We start from the raw sequence: 18,833 nt of genomic DNA, 5'->3' as shown, positions 1-18,833 counted from the left end.
CCGGCAGGCGGATGAGGGGCAGCGCCGAGATCAACAGAATCCGCAGCGCCGTATTGGCTGTGGCTCGACACGGCACCCTCAACTGACACAAATCTAAAAAGCACGAGAAGCAGCGAAGGAGGAGGAGGAAGATGCGCAACCGCAATGCCACGGCCTATCGCTTCCTCACGCCCTATCTCATGATCTTTGCCGTTTTCTGGGTATGGCCGATCATCAGCTCGTTCCTGATCTCCTTCCAGGCGACGCGCACGGTGCCATGGCGGTTCGCGCCCGCCTTCAACTGGGGCCGGCTGATCGGCGATCCGGCCTTTTTCAACGCGCTGAAAAACACGCTGCTCATCCTCGTCATCCAGGTTCCGGTGATGATCGCCCTGGCCATGATAATGGCAGTGCTTCTGAACTCGCCGCTGCTGAAGGCGAGGGGCCTGTTCCGCTTCGCCTTTTTCGCCCCGGTCGTGGTCGGCGAGGTCGCCTATTCGGCGGTGTTCCGGCTGATGTTCAACCTCAATTTCGGCATCATCAACAAATTGCTGAACAGTGTCGGCCTGCCCAGCGTCGACTGGTTTTCCAACGTCACGCCGGCGATGGCACTGATCATGATCGCGGTGACCTGGCGCTGGGCCGGCTACAACGCCATCATCCTGCTCGCCGGCATGCAATCCATCCCCGAGGATGTCTACGAGGCGGCAACACTCGACCGCGTCAGCAAGCTCAAACAATTCTTCTTCATCACTCTGCCGCTCTTGAAGCCGGTCATCGTCTTCTGCCTCGTGCTGTCGATCATCGGCACCATGCAGCTGTTCACCGAGCCGTTCCTGATCACCGAGCGCGGCGGACCGGGTGGCGGCACCGAAACGCTCGGCCTGCTGCTCTACCGCCAGGGTTTTCGCTCGCTCAATTTCGGCTACGCCTCGGCCGTTGCCTACACCATGGCGGGCTTGGCGATCGCGATAACGCTGGTGCAACTGTGGCTGACGAGGGAAAAGCAATGAGTTCGCTGTCCGCCGCCAGGCTAAGACGCAGCATCGCGCTGCATCTCTTCCTCACGCCGCTGGCCCTGATCTGGCTGTTTCCGCTGTGGATGATGGTGGTGTTCTCCACCATGCCGGACAATGGCATCTTCAGCCCGGGCATCGAGCTTTTGCCGCACGGCAATTTCATCGACAATTTCAACAATCTGCAGCGTGACACCGACTTCGTCGGCGCCATCGGCATCTCGGTCTCGGTGGCGGTGACCTATACCTTCCTGTCGGTGCTGCTCACGTCGATGGCCGGCTGGGCGCTGGCCCGTTACCAGTTCTTCGGCAAGGGCGTGGTTGTCGCCATCATCCTCGGCACCATCACGCTTCCCTATGCGGTGGTGCTGATCCCGCAATTCATCATGGTGGCGCGCGACTTCAAGCTTGCCAACACCTGGGTGGCGCTGATCGTGCCGCCGCTGTTCAATTCGCTCGGCGTGCTGTTCATGCGGCAGAGCTTCTCGATGATGCCGGACGATCTGTTCGACGCGGCGCGCGTCGAGGGGGTGAAAGAGTGGCGCATCTTCCTCTTCGTCGCGCTGCCGCTGGCGCGCCCGATGCTGGCGGCGCTTGCCATCATTCTGTTCCTCGCCTCCTGGAACAATTACCTGTGGCCGCTTCTGATCAACAGCCAGCCCGGTTCGATGACGGCACCGGTGGCGCTCGGCACCCTGATCGGCCTCACCAAGGTGTCGTGGGGCGGCATCATGGCGGGTGCGGTGATGCTGACGGTGCCGATGCTCATCGTCTTCGTGCTCTTGCAGCGTCATTTCATCGCCGGCATCGCCGCCGGCGCCATCAAATAGACAGGACCAGCATGGCGACCGTCACGCTCAACAATGTCGTCAAGCGCTTCGGCGCCTTCGAGGTCGTCCATGGCGCCAACATCGACGTCAAGGACGGCGAATTCGTCGTCTTCGTCGGCCCCTCCGGTTGCGGCAAGTCCACGCTGCTCAGGATGATCGCCGGGCTCGAGGATATCAGCGGCGGCGAAATCGCCATCGGCGGCAAGGTGGTGAACGATGTCGAGCCGGCCGACCGCGGCATCGCCATGGTCTTCCAGTCCTACGCGCTCTATCCGCACATGACCGTCGAGCAGAACCTCTCTTTCGGGCTGCGCATGACCGGCAATCCCAAGGCCGACACCGAACGGCGGGTGAAGCGGGCCGCCGGGATCCTGCGCATCAGCGAACTGATGGAGCGGCGTCCGCGAAAACTCTCCGGCGGCCAGCGCCAGCGTGTCGCCATCGGCCGCGCCATCGTGCGCGAACCGCAGGTGTTCCTCTTCGATGAGCCGCTCTCCAATCTCGACGCCGAGCTGAGGGTGCAGATGCGGATCGAGATCGCGCGGCTGCACAAGGAACTCGGCGTCACGATGATCTATGTCACGCACGACCAGACCGAGGCGATGACGCTGGCCGACAGGATCGTCGTGCTCAATGCCGGCAATATCGAGCAGATCGGCGCGCCGCTCGACCTCTACGACGATCCGGCCAACCGCTTCGTCGCCGGCTTTGTCGGCTCGCCGAAGATGAATTTCATGGCGGCCAAGGTCGTCGCAACGGAGAAGGACGCGGCGGTGGTCGAGCTTCTCAACCATGGCGGAGCCCGGCTGCACAAATCGCTTTCGAGCGCGCCGCCTGCTGTCGGCGCGGATGTCGTTCTTGGCGTGCGGCCGGAGCATTTCTGCGAGGCCGGCGAGGGCGACTGCGACATACCGGTCCGGGCCGACGTTGCCGAGCATCTCGGCTCGGTGAGCTATGTCTATGCCAATGCCGGGCCGGAGGAACTGATCATCGAGCGCGAGGCCTCGCGGCAGCGGGCGAGCGGCGATCATCTGGTGGTCTCGATCAAGGCCGCCCGGTCGCTTCTCTTCGACACCTCGGGCGCACGGATACGCTGATGCATGTCGCCCAAAAGTGCGCAGCGGTTTTGGGGCAACGACATGCATGAACCAGGATGCATGTCGCCCAAAAGTGCGCAGCGGTTTTGGGGCAACGACATGCATGAAACCCAAACTTTTCTTTGCCCGGTCGCAATGCGTCGTGGCGATTCAGGGAGATCCAAATGAATTCCGAACCAGGAAAAATCCGCTGGGGCATCCTCGGACCGGGCGGCATCGCCAAGGCCTTCGCTGGCGGCGTCGCCGGCTCGCGCAACGGCGTGCTCACCGCCATCGGCGCGCGCAACCCCGGTAAATCAGGCCTCGCCGAGGCCTTCCCGGGTACACGCATTCTCGACGGTTATGAAGCGCTGCTCGCCGATCCCGACATCGATGCCGTTTACATCTCGATACCGCATCCCGGTCATGCGCAATGGGCGATCAGGGCGGCGGAAGCGGGAAAGCATGTGCTGTGCGAAAAGCCGCTTGGGCTGACCGCCTTCGAGGCCGACGCCATGATCCATGCCGCGCGCAAGGCCGGCACCTTTCTCGGCGAAGCCTTCATGTACCGGCTGCATCCGCAGACGCTGAAGCTGGTGGAATTGATCAGGTCCGGGATCATCGGCGACATCAGGATGATCAAGTCGAGCTTCGGCTTTGCCATGCCGGGCTTCATGCCGGAGCACCGGCTCTATGCCAACGATCTCGCCGGCGGCGGCATTCTGGACGTTGGCGGCTATCCGGTGTCGATGGCGCGGCTGATTGCCGGGGCGGCGGCGGGCCTCCCCTTCGCCGAGCCGGACAAGGTGGTTGGCGCCGCCCATCTCGGCCAGTCCGGCGTCGACGAATGGGCCTCGGCGCTGCTGCACTTTCCGGGCGGCATCATTGCCGAGGTGTCCTGCAGCATCTCGCTGAACCAGGACAATGTGTTGCGCATCCTCGGCACCAAAGGCCGTATCGAGGTGCCGGACTTCTGGTTCGCCGGCGGCGACCGCGATGTCGGCCTCGGCCGGATCGATGTGATCGCTTCCGACGGGACACATGAGATCATCAGCGTCAACGAGAAGCGCCATGTCTATTCTTTCGAGGTCGACGCCGCCGGTGACGCCATCCTCGCCGGGCGGCAGGAGTTCGCCTGGCCGGGCATGGCGTGGGCCGACAGTCTCGGCACCTTGCGTGTCCTCGACAGATGGCGCGCGGCGGTGGGGCTGGAGTATGAGATCGAGAAGGCCCCGCTGCGCACCAACACCATCTCCGGCCGACCTTTGCGGTCCGGCGGAACGGCGATCGGCAAGCGCACGATCCCGGGCCTGTCGAAGCCGGCGTCGGTCGTCGCCCTCGGCTTCGAGGATTTCCGCACCTTCTCCTCGGGGTCGATCCTGCTCGATGCCTTTTTCGAAGCCGGCGGCAATCTTTTCGACACCGGCTATGTCTATGGTGCCGGCTACACCGAGACGCTGCTTGGCCAGTGGTTGAAAAGCCGTGGCGTGCGCGAGCGATCCGCGATCATCGCCAAGGGCGCGCATTCGCCGCTCTGCTATCCCGACGTGATCGGCAAGCAGCTTGCCCAGTCGCTCGACCGCCTGCAGACGGACCATGTCGACATCTATTTCATGCACCGCGACAATCCGGACGTGCCGGTCGGTGAATTCGTCGATGCGATGGACCGCGAGGTCAAGGCGGGTCGCATCCGTGGTCCGTTCGGCGGCTCGAACTGGACGATGGAACGCATGGACGAGGCTATTGCCTATGCCGAACGCACCGGCAAGCAGAAGCCCGGCGCGCTTTCCAACAATTTCTCGCTGGCAGAAATGCTGGAGCCGATCTGGGCCGGCTGCGTCACCTCCTCCACCGATGCATGGAAGGCCTGGCTGACATCTAGGCAGATGCCGAATTTCGCCTGGTCGAGCCAGGGCCGTGGCTTCTTCACTGATCGCGCCGGGCGCGACAGGCGCGACAGCGAGGAACTGGTGCGGGTCTGGTATTCGGAGCGGAATTTTGGCCGCCGCGACAGGGCGATCGAGCTTGCCGCGCGACTGGGCAAGAGCCCGATCCATATCGCGCTGGCCTATGTGCTCAATCAGCCTTTCCCGTCGGTGCCATTGATCGGGCCCCGTACGCTGGGCGAACTGGACGACAGCCTGCGCGCACTCGACATCTCGCTTTCGCCGGCCGATCTCGAGTGGCTGGACGGCGGCAGCCGGCACGCGGCGTAATCCATGTCGCCCAAAAGTGCGCAGCGGTTTTGGGATAACGACATGCATGAACAGGAACCCGAGGCGGCGGCGTCAGGTTTCTTCGCCAGGCATCCTGGCGCCGCGTCGAGCCGGGCTTCTCATGCTGGCGTACATGCCGGTGGTGCGGAACTGGCTGGGCGTCGTGCCGTAGAGGCGGCGGAAAACCTTCGAAAAATAGTTCGCATCCTCGAAGCCGCACAGGATGGCGACTTCCTTCACCGGCAGGAAATCGGCCTTGGTCAGCAGCTTCGCCGCGCGCTGCAGGCGCTGCTGCAGCACGAACTCAGCCGGCGGCAGGCCCTCGCTCTCGGCGAAACAACGTGAAAAATGGGCTCGGCTCAGGCCACTGATCTGGACGAGGTCCGCCACCGGCAGCGGCCCATCGAGATTGGCATTGATGTGATCGATGACCGGCTGCATGGCGCTCTGTTTCTCGGCAAAGGCATGTGAGCCGAACACATCGTCATAGAGTGCCATCGCGGCCTCGTAGGCGACCGCGGAAGCAGCGCCGGGCGAAGCGGCCCCCTTGATGAGGCGCAGGCTGCAATTGGCAAGATGATCGATCGTCGCCGGCTGCAGCCGAAACACAGGACCCGAGGTGCCGAGGATCGATTTGTGGATTCGCAGCGCCTCCTCGCCGTTCATCGAGATCCAGAAATATTCCCAGCGCTCGTCCCTGGCCAGCCAGTAGCGGTGGTTGTGCGGCACCAGCACCAGCAACGTGTCACCCTTTTGCAGACGGTAGTTGCGATTCTCGTAGCGCAACTGGCCGGTTCCGCTGATCGTGTGCTGGAGCACGGTGAACGGTGTCTGGCCGCGCCTGCGCCCGTCCCAGTCATAGGTTTCGTCCTCGCGCACTTCATAGCCCGTGCTTGTCGGCATGGCGTGCAGGCGCTGGCCGCCGCGTGGCAGCGAGATCGTTCGCATCGATTGTCCGTTGGCGATCAAATCCTGCAGCACAAAATTACCCTTGAAAGCATAATCCTTCTCTGGTCGCGCTCACGAATAAGCGCATAATCACCCACGAAAAGCCAGAGAGATCCGCAGGCGAGGAGCGGATAGGGAGGTTGGCGGGCCGGAATCCGGCTTGTCTTGCACACATGTCATGACATGTGGCTGCAATCCACTCCTGTCATTTCCTGCCTGTCATTCGAATAAAATGAGGTGCGGCTGATGAGTTTCAAAATCGCTATCATCGGTGCCGGCAGCGTCGGCTTCACCAAGAAGCTGTTCACCGACATTCTGTGCGTGCCTGAATTCAAGGATATCGAATTCGCGCTGACCGACGTCAGCGAGCACAATCTTCAGATGATCAAGGCGATCCTCGACAGGATCGTCGAGGCCAACGGATTGCCGACCAGGGTGACGGCGACGACCGAGCGCCGCAAGGCGCTCGAAGGCGCGCGCTACGTCATCAGCTGCGTGCGGGTCGGCGGCCTCGAAGCCTATGCGGACGACATCCGCATTCCCCTCAAGTACGGCATCGACCAATGCGTCGGCGACACGATCTGCGCCGGCGGCATTCTCTATGGCCAGCGCAACATTCCGGTGATCCTAGATTTCTGCAAGGACATACGCGAGGTTGCCGAGACGAACGCCAAATTCCTGAACTATGCCAACCCGATGGCGATGAACACCTGGGCGGCGATCGAATACGGCAAGGTCGACACGGTAGGCCTCTGCCACGGCGTCCAGCACGGCGCCGAGCAGATCGCCGAGGTGCTGGGTGCGAAGTCCAGGCAGGAGCTCGACTATGTCTGTTCCGGCATCAACCATCAGACCTGGTTCATCGACCTGCGGCTCAACGGCCGCAAAATCGGCAAGAACGAATTGGTTGCCGCCTTCGAGGCGCATCCGGTCTATTCGCAGCAGGAAAAGCTGCGCATCGACGTCTTGAAGCGCTTCGGCGTCTATTCGACCGAAAGCAACGGCCATCTGTCCGAGTATCTGCCCTGGTACCGCAAGCGCCCCGACGAGATCACGCGCTGGATCGACATGTCCGACTGGATCCATGGCGAGACCGGCGGCTATCTCCGCCACTCCACGGAAACCCGCAACTGGTTCGAGACGGAATATCCGCAGTTCCTCGAAGCGGCGTCAAAGCCGATCGATCCGGACAAACGCTCCAATGAGCATGCCAGCCACATATTGGAGGCGCTGGAGACCAACCGCGTGTATCGCGGCCACTTCAACGTCAGGAACGACGGAGTGATCACCAATCTGCCGCAGGACGCCATCATCGAGTCGCCCGGCTTCGTCGATCGCTTCGGCATCAACATGGCCGCCGGCATCACGCTGCCGGAAGCCTGCGCCGCCACCTGCATCGCATCGATCAATGTACAGCGCATGTCGGTGCACGCCGCGATATCAGGCGACATCGATCTCCTGAAGCTCGCCGTGCTGCATGACCCGCTGGTGGGAGCGGTTTCGACCCCGGAGGAGGTCTGGCAGATGGTCGACGAAATGGTCGTCGCCCAGGCGGCATGGCTGCCGCAATACGCCCATGCGGTTCCGGCCGCCAGGGAGCGGCTGTCGACATCGGGGGTAAAGACCCGCGAATGGGCGGGTGCGGCGCGGCGCAGTGTCCGTTCGATCGAGGAATTGCGCGCCGAAAAGGCCGCGCTGAAACAGGCCAGCTGAAACCTCACGCGCGGCGACTGACCTGCGGGAGGCAGGTTCGCCGCGACGAAGCCGTTTCGAATTCGAGGAGAAGCGGAGCAGGTGCAAACGCTCCGGAACAAACAAGAGGGAGAGAGACAGTGAGGAATTTACGAAACATCGGCCTTGCTGCCGGACTGGCGCTGGGCGTCTCGGCTGCGGCACTGAACGCATACGCTTCCGAGCCCACGGTCCCGCCGGCGCCGGCAACCTTTCCGGCCGAGGGCAAGATCCACTATGTGGCGCGCGACTCCATCCTGGAGTTCAAGGCGCTGCCGCAATATCACGAGCCGGACTGGGTTACCGAGAAATACGTCAAGACCGGCAAGCTGCCGCCGGTGAAAGACAGGCTGCCGAAGGAGCCGCTGGTCTTCAAGACGGCCAACATGCCTGACGGCATCGGCGTCTATGGCGATACGATGCGTCATGTCATCGGCGGCCGGCCGGAAGGCTGGAACTATGGCGCCGGCCAGACGCAAGGATGGGGCGGCATCGATATCGGCCTTTCCGAATGCCTGACACGCACGGCGCCGCTGTTCCAGGTCGAAGCCAAGGACACCGAGCCGTTGCCGAACCTGGCCAGAAGCTGGGACTGGTCGAAGGACGGCCACACATTGACGATGCACCTGGTCGAGGGTGCGAAATGGTCGGACGGCGTCCCCTTCAACGCCGACGATGTCATGTTCTACTGGGACGACGAGGTGGTCGATCCGAATGTCTCGCCGCTGAACGGCGCGACGCAGGAAACCTTCGGCGTCGGCACGACGCTGAAGAAGATCGACGACTACACCGTCGAATGGACCTTCAAGGAAGCGTTTCCCAAACAATATCTCTATGCGATGGCCTACGGCACCTTCTGTCCCGGCCCCGCGCATATCCTGAAGCCGCAGCACCCGAAATATTCGAAGAACACCTACGAGCAGTTCAAGAACGCCTTCCCGCCGGAATACATGAACATGCCGGTCATGGGCGCCTGGGTGCCGGTCGAATACCGGCCTGACGACATCATCGTCATGCGCCGCAACCCCTACTACTGGAAGGTCGACGAGAAGGGCAACCAGCTGCCTTACCTCGACGAACTGCAGTACAAGCTGTCGACCTGGGCCGACCGCGACGTCCAAGCGGTCGCCGGCTCCGGCGATTTCTCGAACCTCGAGCAGCCGGAAAACTTCGTCGCCTCGCTGAAGCGTGCGGCGGAAGCGAATGCGCCCGCGCGCCTGGCCTTCGGCCCGCGGCTCATCGGTTACAATCTGCGCATGAATTTCTCCGCCAATGGCTGGGGCAACCCGGACGAGCGCGGCCAGGCGATCCGTGAGCTCAACCGCAACGAGGATTTCCGCAAGGCCGTCACCATGGCGCTCGACCGCAAGGCGCTGGGCGACTCGCTGGTCAAGGGGCCGTTCACCGCCATCTATCCCGGCGGCTTCTCGTCGGGCACCAGCTTCTATGACCGCAAGTCGACCGTCTATTATCCGTTCGATCTCGCGGGCGCCAAGGCGGAACTCGCCAAGGCCGACCTCAAGGATACGGACGGCGACGGCTTCGTGAACTTCCCGGCCGGCACCGCCGGCGGCAAGAACGTCGAGATCGTGATGCTGGTCAACAACGACTACGGCACGGACAAGAGCCTCGCCGAAGGCGTCGTTGCCCAAATGGAAAAGCTCGGGCTTCGGGTCGTGCTCAACGGCCTCAACGGCACCCAGCGCGATGCCTCCCAGTACTCGGGCCGCTTCGACTGGCTGATCCGCCGCAACGACCAGGAACTGACCTCCGTCGTGCAGAACACCGAGCAGCTTGCTCCCGTTGGCCCGAAGACCAGCTGGAACCACCGCGCCCCGGAAAGCGGCGAGGTCGACCTGATGCCCTTCGAGAAAGATCTGGTCGCCATCGTCAACAAGTTTGTCGCGTCCGAAGACAATGACGAGCGCGCCAGTCTGATGAAACAGTTCCAGAAGATCTCGACGGAACACATCTACAATGTCGGCCTGACGGAATATCCTGGCGCGCTGATCGTCAACAAGCGCTTCTCGAACATTCCGCAGGGCACGCCGATCTTCATGTGCAACTGGGCCGAGGATTCGATCATCCGCGAACGGGTCTTTGTGGCGGCCGACAAACAGGCGAAGTACGAACTGTTCCCGCAAGAGCTTCCCGGCAAGCCCGGAGACAAAGGCCCGATGGATTAAGGGTTACCTCCCCTGACCAGGACAATTCCGGTCGCGCCGCTGGCGCGGCCGGTCAAAGTCAACCTCCGGCCGCACCAAAGGGGCGCGATCGGCGAGATGAGGAAGCGGACCGTCCATGTTGCGATTCCTGCTCATGCGCATAGCGTCGGCGATACCGGTTCTCGCAATCCTGAGCCTCGTCACCTTTGCCATCATCCAGGCCCCGCCGGGCGACTACGCCGACTACATCCGTTCGCAGTTGATCAACCAGGGGGGTGCTTCCTTCGCCGAAGCCGATGCCCAGGCCCAGGCCTATCGCGTCGAGCACGGCCTCGATAAGCCGCTGCCCGTCCAGTATCTCAACTGGATCGGCGGCATCATCACCCGCGGCGATTTCGGCTACAGCCTCTACTACAACAAGCCGGTCGCCGACGTGGTCGGCGAGCGCCTGCCGCGCACGCTCATTCTGGCGCTGGTGTGCCATCTCCTCGCCTCGGTGCTCGGCATCACGTTCGGCATATGGGCCGCGACCCGGCAATACACCTGGATCGACTCGACGCTGTCGGCCATCTCTTTCCTTGGCATGACGGTGCCGCGCTTCCTGATGGCGCTGATCATCGTCTATCTCCTGGTCTTCCAGTTCAACGTCTCGGAGATCGGCAGCTTCTTCTCGCCGCAATATGGCGGTGCGCCATGGTCGTGGGCCAAGTTCGTCGACCTGGTCAAGCATGTCTGGCCGGTGGTGGCGATCGCCACCTTTGGCGGCCTCGCCTACAACATGCGCGTCATGCGCGGCAATCTGCTCGACACGCTGAACGCCCAATATGTCGAAACGGCCAGGGCCAAGGGCCTGACAGGCGCCGCCGTCGTCATGCGCCACGCCGTCCCCAACGCGCTGCACCCGCTCGTCATGTATCAGGGCGTGGTGCTGCCTTATATGCTGACCGGCGAGATCGAGACGGCGATCATCTTCGCGCTGCCGACCGTCGGTCCGGCGATCGTCGGCTCGATGGCGGTCGGCGACGTCTATGTCACCGCCACCTTCATGATGGTGCTTTCGGCGACGCTGATCGTCGGCAACATCATCGCCGACATGCTGCTCGTGCTGCTCGATCCGCGCATCCGCCAGTATGGGGAGGGCTAGATGCTGGCCCGCGACACATCACTGCCACCGCCGCCTGCCGAGGGAACCGCAATGACCAAACCGGCGCGCGGCAATGAGAGCTACATCGCGCTTGTCTGGCGCAGGCTGAAACGCTCCTGGACCGGCATGGCCGGGCTCTGGCTCGTCGTGCTTCTGCTGGTGATGGCCGTGTTCGCCGAGTTCATGGCACCGATGGACCCGAAGGCCACCGATGTCGGCTTCGCGCCGCCGCAACTGCCAGGTTTCCACGACAAGGACGGCAATTTCGTCGCACGGCCGCGGGTCTATGCGCTGTCCGATTCGGCGGATCTCGATCCGGTCACCTTCCAGCCCGTCGTCGGCCCCGACTATGACCATCCGAGGCTGCTTGGCTTCTTCGTGCATGGCGCGCCCTACAAGCTGTTCGGGCTCTTCCCGGCGGACCGGCACTTCTTCGGCTCGTTGGACGGCGAGCCGGTGCATTTCCTCGGCACCGACAAGTTCGGCCGCGACGTGCTGTCGCGCGCCATCCACGGCTCGCGTGTCTCGCTGATGATCGCGCTGACGGTCGTCTTCATCATCACCGTCATCGGCACCACCGTCGGCATGGTTTCCGGCTATTTCGGCGGCCGGTTCGATGTCTGGATGCAGCGCTTCGTCGAACTGGTGCTCGCCTTCCCGCAGCTGCCGCTGTACCTGGCGCTAACGACGCTGATCCCGGTCACCGCGCCCACCAACGTCTTCCTAGCCTTCGTCATCATCGTCATGTCGGCACTTGGCTGGGCGCAGATGTCGCGCGAGGTGCGCGGCAAGACGCTGGCGCTGGCGCGGATCGAGTATGTGCGCGCCGCCATGGCGGTCGGCGCCACCGACCGTCGCATCATCATGCAGCACATCTTCCCCAATGTGATGAGCCATGTGATCGTCGCCGTGACGCTGGCGATTCCCACGGTGGTGCTGCTGGAATCCTTCCTCGGGTTCCTCGGCTTCGCGGTCAAGCCGCCGCTGATCTCGTGGGGGCTCATGCTGCAGGACACGGCGACTTATTCCGTTATCGGCACCTATCCCTGGATCCTGTCGCCGGTCGGTTTCGTGCTCGTCACCGTCTTTGCCTTCAACGCGCTGGGCGACGGCCTGCGCGACGCCGTCGACCCCTATTGAGGTGGCAGGAATGACCGTCGCGCTCGCCGAATCCTTCGCACCCACCGTCCGTCACGACCATGACGGACGCCAGGGCCAGCCCATCATCGACGCCCGCAACATCGAAGTCGCCTTCAAGGTCGAGCACGGCGTCGTCGAAGCGGTCAAGGACATCTCGTTCCAGCTCTATCGCGGCGAAACGATCGCGATCGTCGGCGAATCCGGTTCGGGCAAGTCGGTGACGGCACGCGCCGTCATGGGGCTGCTGTCGCGCCGCGCCACGGTCTCGCCCCGGTCGAGCATCTGCTATGATGGCCAGAACATCCTGAATTTCCTCGAGCGCGAGCGGCGCAAGCTGCGCGGCAACCGCATCTCGATGATCTTTCAGGAGCCGATGAGCTCGCTCAACCCGATCTACACGGTCGGCAGCCAGATCGTCGAGGCGATCAGGGTGCATCGCAAGATCGGCCGCAGGCAGGCGCAGGCGCGGGCGCTCGAACTCTTGCAGCACGTGCAGATTCCAGACCCCGTCGCGCGGCTCAGGCAATACCCGCACCAGCTCTCGGGCGGTCAGCGCCAGCGGGTAATGATTGCCATGGCGCTGGCCAACAATCCTGATGTGCTGATCGCCGACGAGCCGACCACGGCCCTCGACGTCACCGTCCAGGCGCAGATCCTGAACCTGATCCGCAGCCTGCAGAAAGAGCTGCGCATGGCGGTGATCCTGATCACGCACGACCTGACCGTGGTGCGCAAATTCTCCGACTACGTCTATGTCATGCAGCACGGCGAAATGTGCGAGCACAACGTCACCGAACGGCTGTTCGCCGATCCGCGGCATCCCTATACGCGGCGGCTTTTGGCCTCGGAGCCGCGTGGCCGGCCGCAACCGCTGCCGGAAGGTTGCGGCACCATCCTCGAGGCGAGCGGCGTGCGTGTCTGCTTCATGCTGCGCCATGGCACCTTCCTGAAACCGGACTGGCGCGAGCTGGTCGCCGTCGACGACCTCGACCTCAGCCTGCGCCGCCATGAGACGCTGGGGCTTGTCGGCGAGTCCGGCTCCGGCAAGACCACCTTCGGCCAGACCTTGCTGAGATTGATCGATGCCAAGCGCGGCGAGATCCGCTTCGACGGCGAGCCGATCCACGGCCTCTCACGGACCGAGATGCGGCCGCTGCGTTCTCGCATGCAGATCGTCTTCCAGGATCCGTTCTCCTCGCTGAACCCGCGCATGACCATCGGCCAGATCATCGAGGAAGGGCTGATCGTCAACAGCATCGGGGCGACGCGGCGCGAGCGGGTCGAGCGGGTGCGCGAAGCGCTGGTCAGCGCCGGTATGCCCGGCGATATCCTGTCGCGCTTTCCGCACGAATTCTCCGGCGGCCAGCGCCAACGCATCGCGATCGCCCGCGCCATAGCGCTCGAACCCGAATTCATCCTGCTCGACGAACCGACATCGGCGCTCGACCTCTCCGTCCAGGCGCAGATCATCGACCTCTTGCGCAAGCTGCAGGACGAGCGGGGCTTGAGCTATCTCTTCATCTCGCACGATCTCAAAGTGGTGCGCGCGCTGTGCCACCGCGTCATCGTCATGCAGAACGGCAAGATCGTCGAGCAGGGCCTCGTCGATGACGTCCTGTCCCATCCCAAGACCGCCTACACCGAACGGCTCGTCAGGGCCGCTTTCGACGTGGCCTGACCATATGCCGGAGGTTAGCATGGCAAGAAATCCAAGGATCACTTTCATCGGCGCCGGCTCGACGGTGTTCATGAAGAACATCGTCGGCGACGTGCTGCAGCGGCCGTCGCTTTCGGGCGCGACGATCGCGCTGATGGACATCAATCCGCAGCGGCTGGAAGAGAGCGCCATAGTCGTCAACAAGCTGATCGCGACGCTCGGCGTCAAGGCGAAGGCCGAGACCTACTCCGACCAGCGCAAGGCGCTGGCGGGCGCCGACTTCGTCGTCGTCGCCTTCCAGATCGGCGGCTACGAGCCCTGCACCGTCACCGACTTCGAAGTGCCGAAGAAATACGGCCTGCGCCAGACAATCGCCGACACGCTCGGCGTCGGCGGCATCATGCGGGGCCTCAGGACCGTGCCGCATCTGTGGAAGATCTGCGAGGACATGCTCGCCGTCTGCCCGCAGGCGATCATGCTGCAATATGTCAACCCGATGGCGATCAACACCTGGGCGATATCAGAGAAATATCCTGATATCAGGCAGGTCGGCCTCTGCCATTCGGTGCAGGGCACGGCGATGGAACTGGCGCACGACCTCGACCTTCCCTTCGAGGAGATCCGCTACCGCTCGGCCGGCATCAACCACATGGCCTTCTACCTGAAGTTCGAGCACCGCCAGCCGGACGGTTCCTACCGCGACCTCTATCCCGATCTCGTGCGTGCCTATCGCGAAGGCCGCGCGCCCAAACCCGGCTGGAACCCGCGCTGCCCCAACAAGGTGCGCTACGAAATGCTGACGCGGCTGGGCTATTTCGTCACCGAAAGCTCCGAACATTTCGCCGAATACACGCCCTATTTCATCAAGGAGGGGCGCCCGGACCTGATCGAGAAATACGGCATCCCGCTCGATGAATATCCCAAGCGCTGCATCGAACAGATCGAGCGCTGGAAGGGGCAGGCGCAGGCCTATCGCTCGGCCGACCGCATCGAGGTCGAGCAGTCGAAGGAATATGCCTCCTCGATCATGAACTCGGTCTGGACCGGCGAACCCTCGGTGATCTACGGCAATGTCCGCAACAATGGCTGCATCACCTCGCTGCCCCGCGATTGCGCCGCCGAAGTGCCGTGCCTGGTCGATGCCTCCGGCACCCAGCCGACCTATATCGGCGAGCTGCCGCCGCAATTGACCGCGCTGATCCGCACCAACATCAACGTTCAGGAACTGACTGTGCGGGCGCTGATGACGGAGAACCGGGAGCACATCTACCATGCGGCGATGATGGACCCGCACACCGCCGCCGAGCTTGATCTCGACCAGATATGGTCGCTGGTCGATGATCTTCTCGCCGCTCATGGCGACTGGGTGCCGGCCTGGGCGCGGGTCAACCGGAAGAATGAGGCCGCTTGACCGTGGCCTACTTCGGACCGTCGTTGTCCGGCTCTTCCTCGTCGTCGCGGGCGCTGATGACATAGGCGCCCTTCAGCCAGCGGTTGAGGTCGATGTCCTTGCAGCGCGTCGAGCAGAACGGAAAGGTGTCGCGCGCCGACGGCTTGCCGCATTCGGGGCAGGGGCGCTTTGGGCGCAGCGGCGTGACCTTGGGGTCGGAACTCATGGCCGGCTTCCCGCCAGCCAGCCGCCATGCACCTTGAAACCCTCGCCGCTCAACAGCGCCACTGTCTCATAGAGCGGCAGGCCGACGATGTTGGTGTAGGAGCCGACCAGCTTGACGACGAACGAGCCGGCGAGACCCTGGACGGCGTAGCCGCCGGCCTTGCCGCGCCATTCGCCCGAGGCGACATAGGCGTCGATCTCCTCGCGCGGCAGCCGCTTGAAGCGCACCCGCGTCTCGACCAGCCGCTGGCGCAATTTGCCACCCGGCGTGATCAGGCAGATGCCGGAATAGACCCGGTGCGAGCGGCCGGACAGCAGCCCGAGGCAGTTGGCGGCATCGTCGAGGGTTTCGGCCTTTGGCAGGATGCGCCGCCCGACCGCGACCACCGTGTCGGCGGCCAGCACGAAGCTTGGCGCATAGTCGGCTTCGGCCTTCAGCGACGCGAACGCCTTCTCGGCCTTTTCCTTCGACAGCCGCTTGGCCAGCGAGCGGGGATGTTCGGCGCGCAGCGGCGTCTCGTCGACATCGGCCGGCAGCACGCGATCGGGCTCGATGCCGGCCTGCTGCAGCAGTTCGATCCGGCGCGGCGAACCCGAGGCAAGCACGAGCTTCTGCAAAATGCTCATCGCGCTCCGGCCGGGCTTCGCTTACTTGAAACGATAGGTGATGCGGCCCTTGGTCAGGTCGTATGGGGTCATCTCGACCAGGACCTTGTCGCCGGTCAGCACGCGGATGCGGTTCTTGCGCATGCGGCCGGCCGTATGGGCGATGATTTCGTGTTCGTTTTCGAGCTTGACCCGGAACATCGCGTTGGGCAGCAATTCCGTCACGACACCCGGAAACTCGAGGACTTCTTCCTTCGGCATTCGATACCTTTGCTTGGATGGCAGTTCCAGCGCCTAGAGCATGATGCCGAAAAGTGTGAAGCGGTTTTCGGTCGACATCATGCTCTACTTCTTGGTTTAGAGCCGGATTCAGATTTCAGGTCGAACAGACCTGAAATCATCCGACTCTAGCCGGAATTTCGGCGGAACCTATATGATAATCGTGCGCTTGTGAACACGCTTAATCCGTCGCGTTTTTTGCCTCTGGAAGCAAAAAACGTCGACCTATGCGCAACTTCAGCCGCTCGCGCACGTCGCGATAGCTAGCCATGATCTGTTCGCGCGTGCCGCCGGCATTGGTCGGGTCCGGCGTTGGCCAGTATTCGACTTCGACGGCGAGCGAGCGGGTGAGCTCGAGCGCGGCGTGGTGCGCTTCCGGCGCCAGCGTGACGATGAGGTCGAAATAGTCGTCCTCGAGATCGTCCATCGTCCTTGGGTGACGCTCGCCCAGCGACAGGCCCTCCTCGGCGAGCACCGCATCGACGAACGGGTCGCGCTCGCCGGCACGAACGCCGGCCGAGGCGACGAAGATAGTGGCGGGCAGCATCCGGCGCGCCAACTGCTCCGCCATCGGGGAGCGCACGGCATTCATGCCGCACACGAACAGGATAGAGCGAGGCAGGGCGCCGGGTGCCAGGACTAGCCCCGCCAATGCAGCACGCAGACCAGCGTGAACAGCCGGCGCGCCGTGTCGAAGTCGATGTCGATCTTGCCGGCCAGCCGGTCCATCAGTGTCTGCGAGCCCTCATTGTGCAAACCGCGGCGCCCCATGTCGATCGCCTCGATATGGCTCGGCGTCGAGGAGCGGATGGCGTCATAGTAGCTTTCGCAGATCATATAGTAGTCCTTGACGATGCGCCGCAGCGGCGTCAGCGACAGGATGTGGGTGACGACCGGAGTGCCGTCCTCGCGCGACACGGCAAAGACAAGGCGCTGCTCGGCCAGCGACAGTTTCAGCCGGTAGGGGCCGGCGCCACTGTCATTGACGGGCTGGAAACTGTTCTCCTCGATTAGGTCGAAGATCGCCACCGCGCGTTCATGCTCGACATCGGGCGTCGAGCGGCCGATCGATTCGTCGAGTTCGACATCGATCAGCCTGGCGCGGGTTCGATCGTAGTCCGACATAATGGCCTACATGTTCAACCGTATGGCGACGGAGCGTCCGTGCGCGTCAAGGCCTTCCGCCTTGGCCAGCGCGATGGCCGCCGGCGCCAAAATCCGCAGCTGCTCCGGTCCAAGCTTGAGGATGGAGGTGCGCTTGACGAAATCGAGGACCGACAGGCCCGACGAGAAGCGCGCCGAGCGTGCCGTCGGCAACACGTGGTTGGAGCCGCCGACATAATCGCCGATGGCTTCCGGCGTATGGCGGCCGAGAAAGACGGCACCGGCATTGCGCATCCGCGACAGGAAGCCCTCGGCATCGTCGATGGCGAGTTCGACATGCTCGGCGGCGATGCGGTCGACCAGCGGCAGCGACGCCTCGATCGTCGGCACCAGGATGATCGCGCCGAAATCGCGCCAGCTCCGGGCTGCCGTCTCGCCGCGCGACAGGCTTTGCAGCTGACGCTCGACGGCTTGTTCGACCGCCGAGCCGAAAGCCGGGTCGTCGGTGATCAGGATCGACTGCGCCGACGCATCGTGCTCGGCCTGGGCCAGCAGGTCGGCGGCGATCCAGTCCGGATCGTTGTTGCCGTCGGCCACGACAAGCACTTCCGATGGCCCGGCGATCATGTCGATGCCGACGGTGCCGAACACCTGTCGCTTGGCCGCCGCGACATAGGCATTGCCGGGGCCGACGATCTTGGCCACCGGCTTGATCGTTCCAGTGCCATAGGCAAGGGCGGCGATCGCCTGCGCGCCGCCGACGCGATAGATCTCGGAAACGCCCGCAATGTCGGCCGCGATCAGCACCAGCGGCGGTATGGCGCCGCCCGAGGCCGGCACGCATATCGCGATGCGTTCGACGCCGGCAACCTTGGCCGGTATGGCGTTCATCAGGACCGAACTCGGATAGCTTGCCGTGCCGCCCGGCACGTAGAGCCCGACGGCCTCGATCGCCGTCCAGCGCCAGCCAAGCTCGACCCCGGCGGCATCGGTGTAGCGATCGTCCTTCGGCAGCTGTCGCTCGTGATAGGCGCGGATACGGTCGCGCGCGAATTTGAGCGCTTCGATGGTCAGCGCGTCGGCACCATCATAGGCGTTGGCGATCTCGTCCTTCGATACGGCAATCCCGACGTTTTCCAGGTCGACGCGGTCGAATCTCCTGGAGTAGTCGATCAGCGCCGCGTCGCCCTCGGCGCGCACGCGCGCGATGATGTCGCGCACCGCCGCGTCGACATCGGCCGACACTTCCCGCTTGGTCAGCAGGAAGGCGGCGAAATGTTGCTCGAAATCGGCGTCGGACTGACGAAGCGTGATGGCCATCGGACGC

Annotated in this window: 17 protein-coding genes; 10 read left to right on the top strand and 7 right to left on the bottom strand. The window is 63.5% G+C overall.

Annotated features, from left to right (window positions below; all coding sequences use genetic code 11):
- The first annotated feature begins 131 nt into the window (after positions 1-131).
- The 4 genes from NR193_RS28025 to NR193_RS28010 all read left to right on the top strand — a co-directional run bounded on the left by NR193_RS28025 (position 132) and on the right by NR193_RS28010 (position 5,117).
- On the top strand, positions 132-992 hold the full coding sequence (locus NR193_RS28025; RefSeq protein ID WP_256753947.1) for a carbohydrate ABC transporter permease: 861 nt from the start codon (positions 132-134) through the stop codon (positions 990-992).
- Complete coding sequence (locus NR193_RS28020) at positions 989-1,825, top strand: carbohydrate ABC transporter permease (RefSeq protein ID WP_091579876.1); 837 nt, start codon at positions 989-991, stop codon at positions 1,823-1,825. Before NR193_RS28025 ends, NR193_RS28020 begins: the two co-directional genes overlap by 4 nt.
- Before the next feature lie 11 nt (positions 1,826-1,836).
- Complete coding sequence (locus NR193_RS28015) at positions 1,837-2,922, top strand: ABC transporter ATP-binding protein (RefSeq protein ID WP_256753946.1); 1,086 nt, start codon at positions 1,837-1,839, stop codon at positions 2,920-2,922.
- A gap of 164 nt (positions 2,923-3,086) precedes the next feature.
- Complete coding sequence (locus NR193_RS28010; protein WP_256753945.1) at positions 3,087-5,117, top strand: aldo/keto reductase; 2,031 nt, start codon at positions 3,087-3,089, stop codon at positions 5,115-5,117.
- A gap of 72 nt (positions 5,118-5,189) precedes the next feature.
- Here NR193_RS28010 and NR193_RS28005 read toward each other — a convergent pair whose 3' ends face one another.
- The gene (locus NR193_RS28005; RefSeq protein ID WP_256753944.1) at positions 5,190-6,065 is read right to left on the bottom strand and encodes an AraC family transcriptional regulator; all 876 of its coding nucleotides are present in this window, start codon (positions 6,063-6,065) and stop codon (positions 5,190-5,192) included.
- A gap of 246 nt (positions 6,066-6,311) precedes the next feature.
- Between NR193_RS28005 and NR193_RS28000 the strand changes: the two genes are divergently transcribed.
- From NR193_RS28000 to NR193_RS27975, 6 genes are all read left to right on the top strand, one after another.
- On the top strand, positions 6,312-7,778 hold the full coding sequence (locus NR193_RS28000) for an alpha-glucosidase/alpha-galactosidase (RefSeq protein WP_256753943.1): 1,467 nt from the start codon (positions 6,312-6,314) through the stop codon (positions 7,776-7,778).
- Between the two features lie 119 nt (positions 7,779-7,897).
- Positions 7,898-9,982, top strand: a complete 2,085-nt coding sequence (locus NR193_RS27995) for an ABC transporter substrate-binding protein (protein WP_256753942.1) — start codon at positions 7,898-7,900, stop codon at positions 9,980-9,982.
- 115 nt (positions 9,983-10,097) lie between these two features.
- Positions 10,098-11,105, top strand: coding sequence for an ABC transporter permease (locus NR193_RS27990; RefSeq protein WP_256753941.1), 1,008 nt, complete (start codon positions 10,098-10,100; stop codon positions 11,103-11,105).
- On the top strand, positions 11,106-12,245 hold the full coding sequence (locus NR193_RS27985) for an ABC transporter permease (protein ID WP_256753940.1): 1,140 nt from the start codon (positions 11,106-11,108) through the stop codon (positions 12,243-12,245).
- Between the two features lie 10 nt (positions 12,246-12,255).
- A complete protein-coding gene (locus NR193_RS27980; protein ID WP_256753939.1) occupies positions 12,256-13,923 on the top strand; it encodes an ABC transporter ATP-binding protein in 1,668 nt (555 codons plus the stop codon).
- Positions 13,924-13,942: 19 nt separating this feature from the next.
- On the top strand, positions 13,943-15,313 hold the full coding sequence (locus NR193_RS27975) for an alpha-glucosidase/alpha-galactosidase (protein WP_256753938.1): 1,371 nt from the start codon (positions 13,943-13,945) through the stop codon (positions 15,311-15,313).
- Positions 15,314-15,320: 7 nt separating this feature from the next.
- Here the strand turns inward: NR193_RS27975 and yacG are convergent, their stop codons facing one another.
- The 6 genes from yacG to hisD all read right to left on the bottom strand — a co-directional run bounded on the left by yacG (position 15,321) and on the right by hisD (position 18,826).
- On the bottom strand, positions 15,321-15,518 hold the full coding sequence (gene yacG, locus NR193_RS27970) for a DNA gyrase inhibitor YacG (protein WP_091579900.1): 198 nt from the start codon (positions 15,516-15,518) through the stop codon (positions 15,321-15,323).
- Positions 15,515-16,144 (bottom strand): Maf-like protein, encoded by a 630-nt coding sequence (locus NR193_RS27965; protein ID WP_256753937.1) that lies wholly within the window; start codon positions 16,142-16,144, stop codon positions 15,515-15,517. The genes yacG and NR193_RS27965 overlap by 4 nt, the downstream gene beginning before the upstream one ends.
- 21 nt (positions 16,145-16,165) lie before the next feature.
- Positions 16,166-16,384 (bottom strand): translation initiation factor IF-1, encoded by a 219-nt coding sequence (infA, locus tag NR193_RS27960; protein ID WP_006200926.1) that lies wholly within the window; start codon positions 16,382-16,384, stop codon positions 16,166-16,168.
- Positions 16,385-16,583: 199 nt separating this feature from the next.
- Positions 16,584-17,054, bottom strand: a complete 471-nt coding sequence (locus NR193_RS27955; RefSeq protein WP_091579905.1) for a low molecular weight phosphatase family protein — start codon at positions 17,052-17,054, stop codon at positions 16,584-16,586.
- Positions 17,042-17,527 (bottom strand): UPF0262 family protein, encoded by a 486-nt coding sequence (locus NR193_RS27950; RefSeq protein ID WP_091579908.1) that lies wholly within the window; start codon positions 17,525-17,527, stop codon positions 17,042-17,044. Before NR193_RS27950 ends, NR193_RS27955 begins: the two co-directional genes overlap by 13 nt.
- A gap of 6 nt (positions 17,528-17,533) precedes the next feature.
- On the bottom strand, positions 17,534-18,826 hold the full coding sequence (gene hisD / locus NR193_RS27945; protein ID WP_256753936.1) for a histidinol dehydrogenase: 1,293 nt from the start codon (positions 18,824-18,826) through the stop codon (positions 17,534-17,536).
- Between the last annotated feature and the right edge of the window lie 7 nt (positions 18,827-18,833).

Origin of the sequence: Mesorhizobium sp. Mes31 (genome assembly GCF_024519675.1) — a bacterium.
In the GTDB taxonomy this organism is placed as follows: Bacteria; Pseudomonadota; Alphaproteobacteria; order Rhizobiales; family Rhizobiaceae; genus Mesorhizobium.
This window is presented reverse-complemented; position numbering and strand designations above follow the sequence as displayed.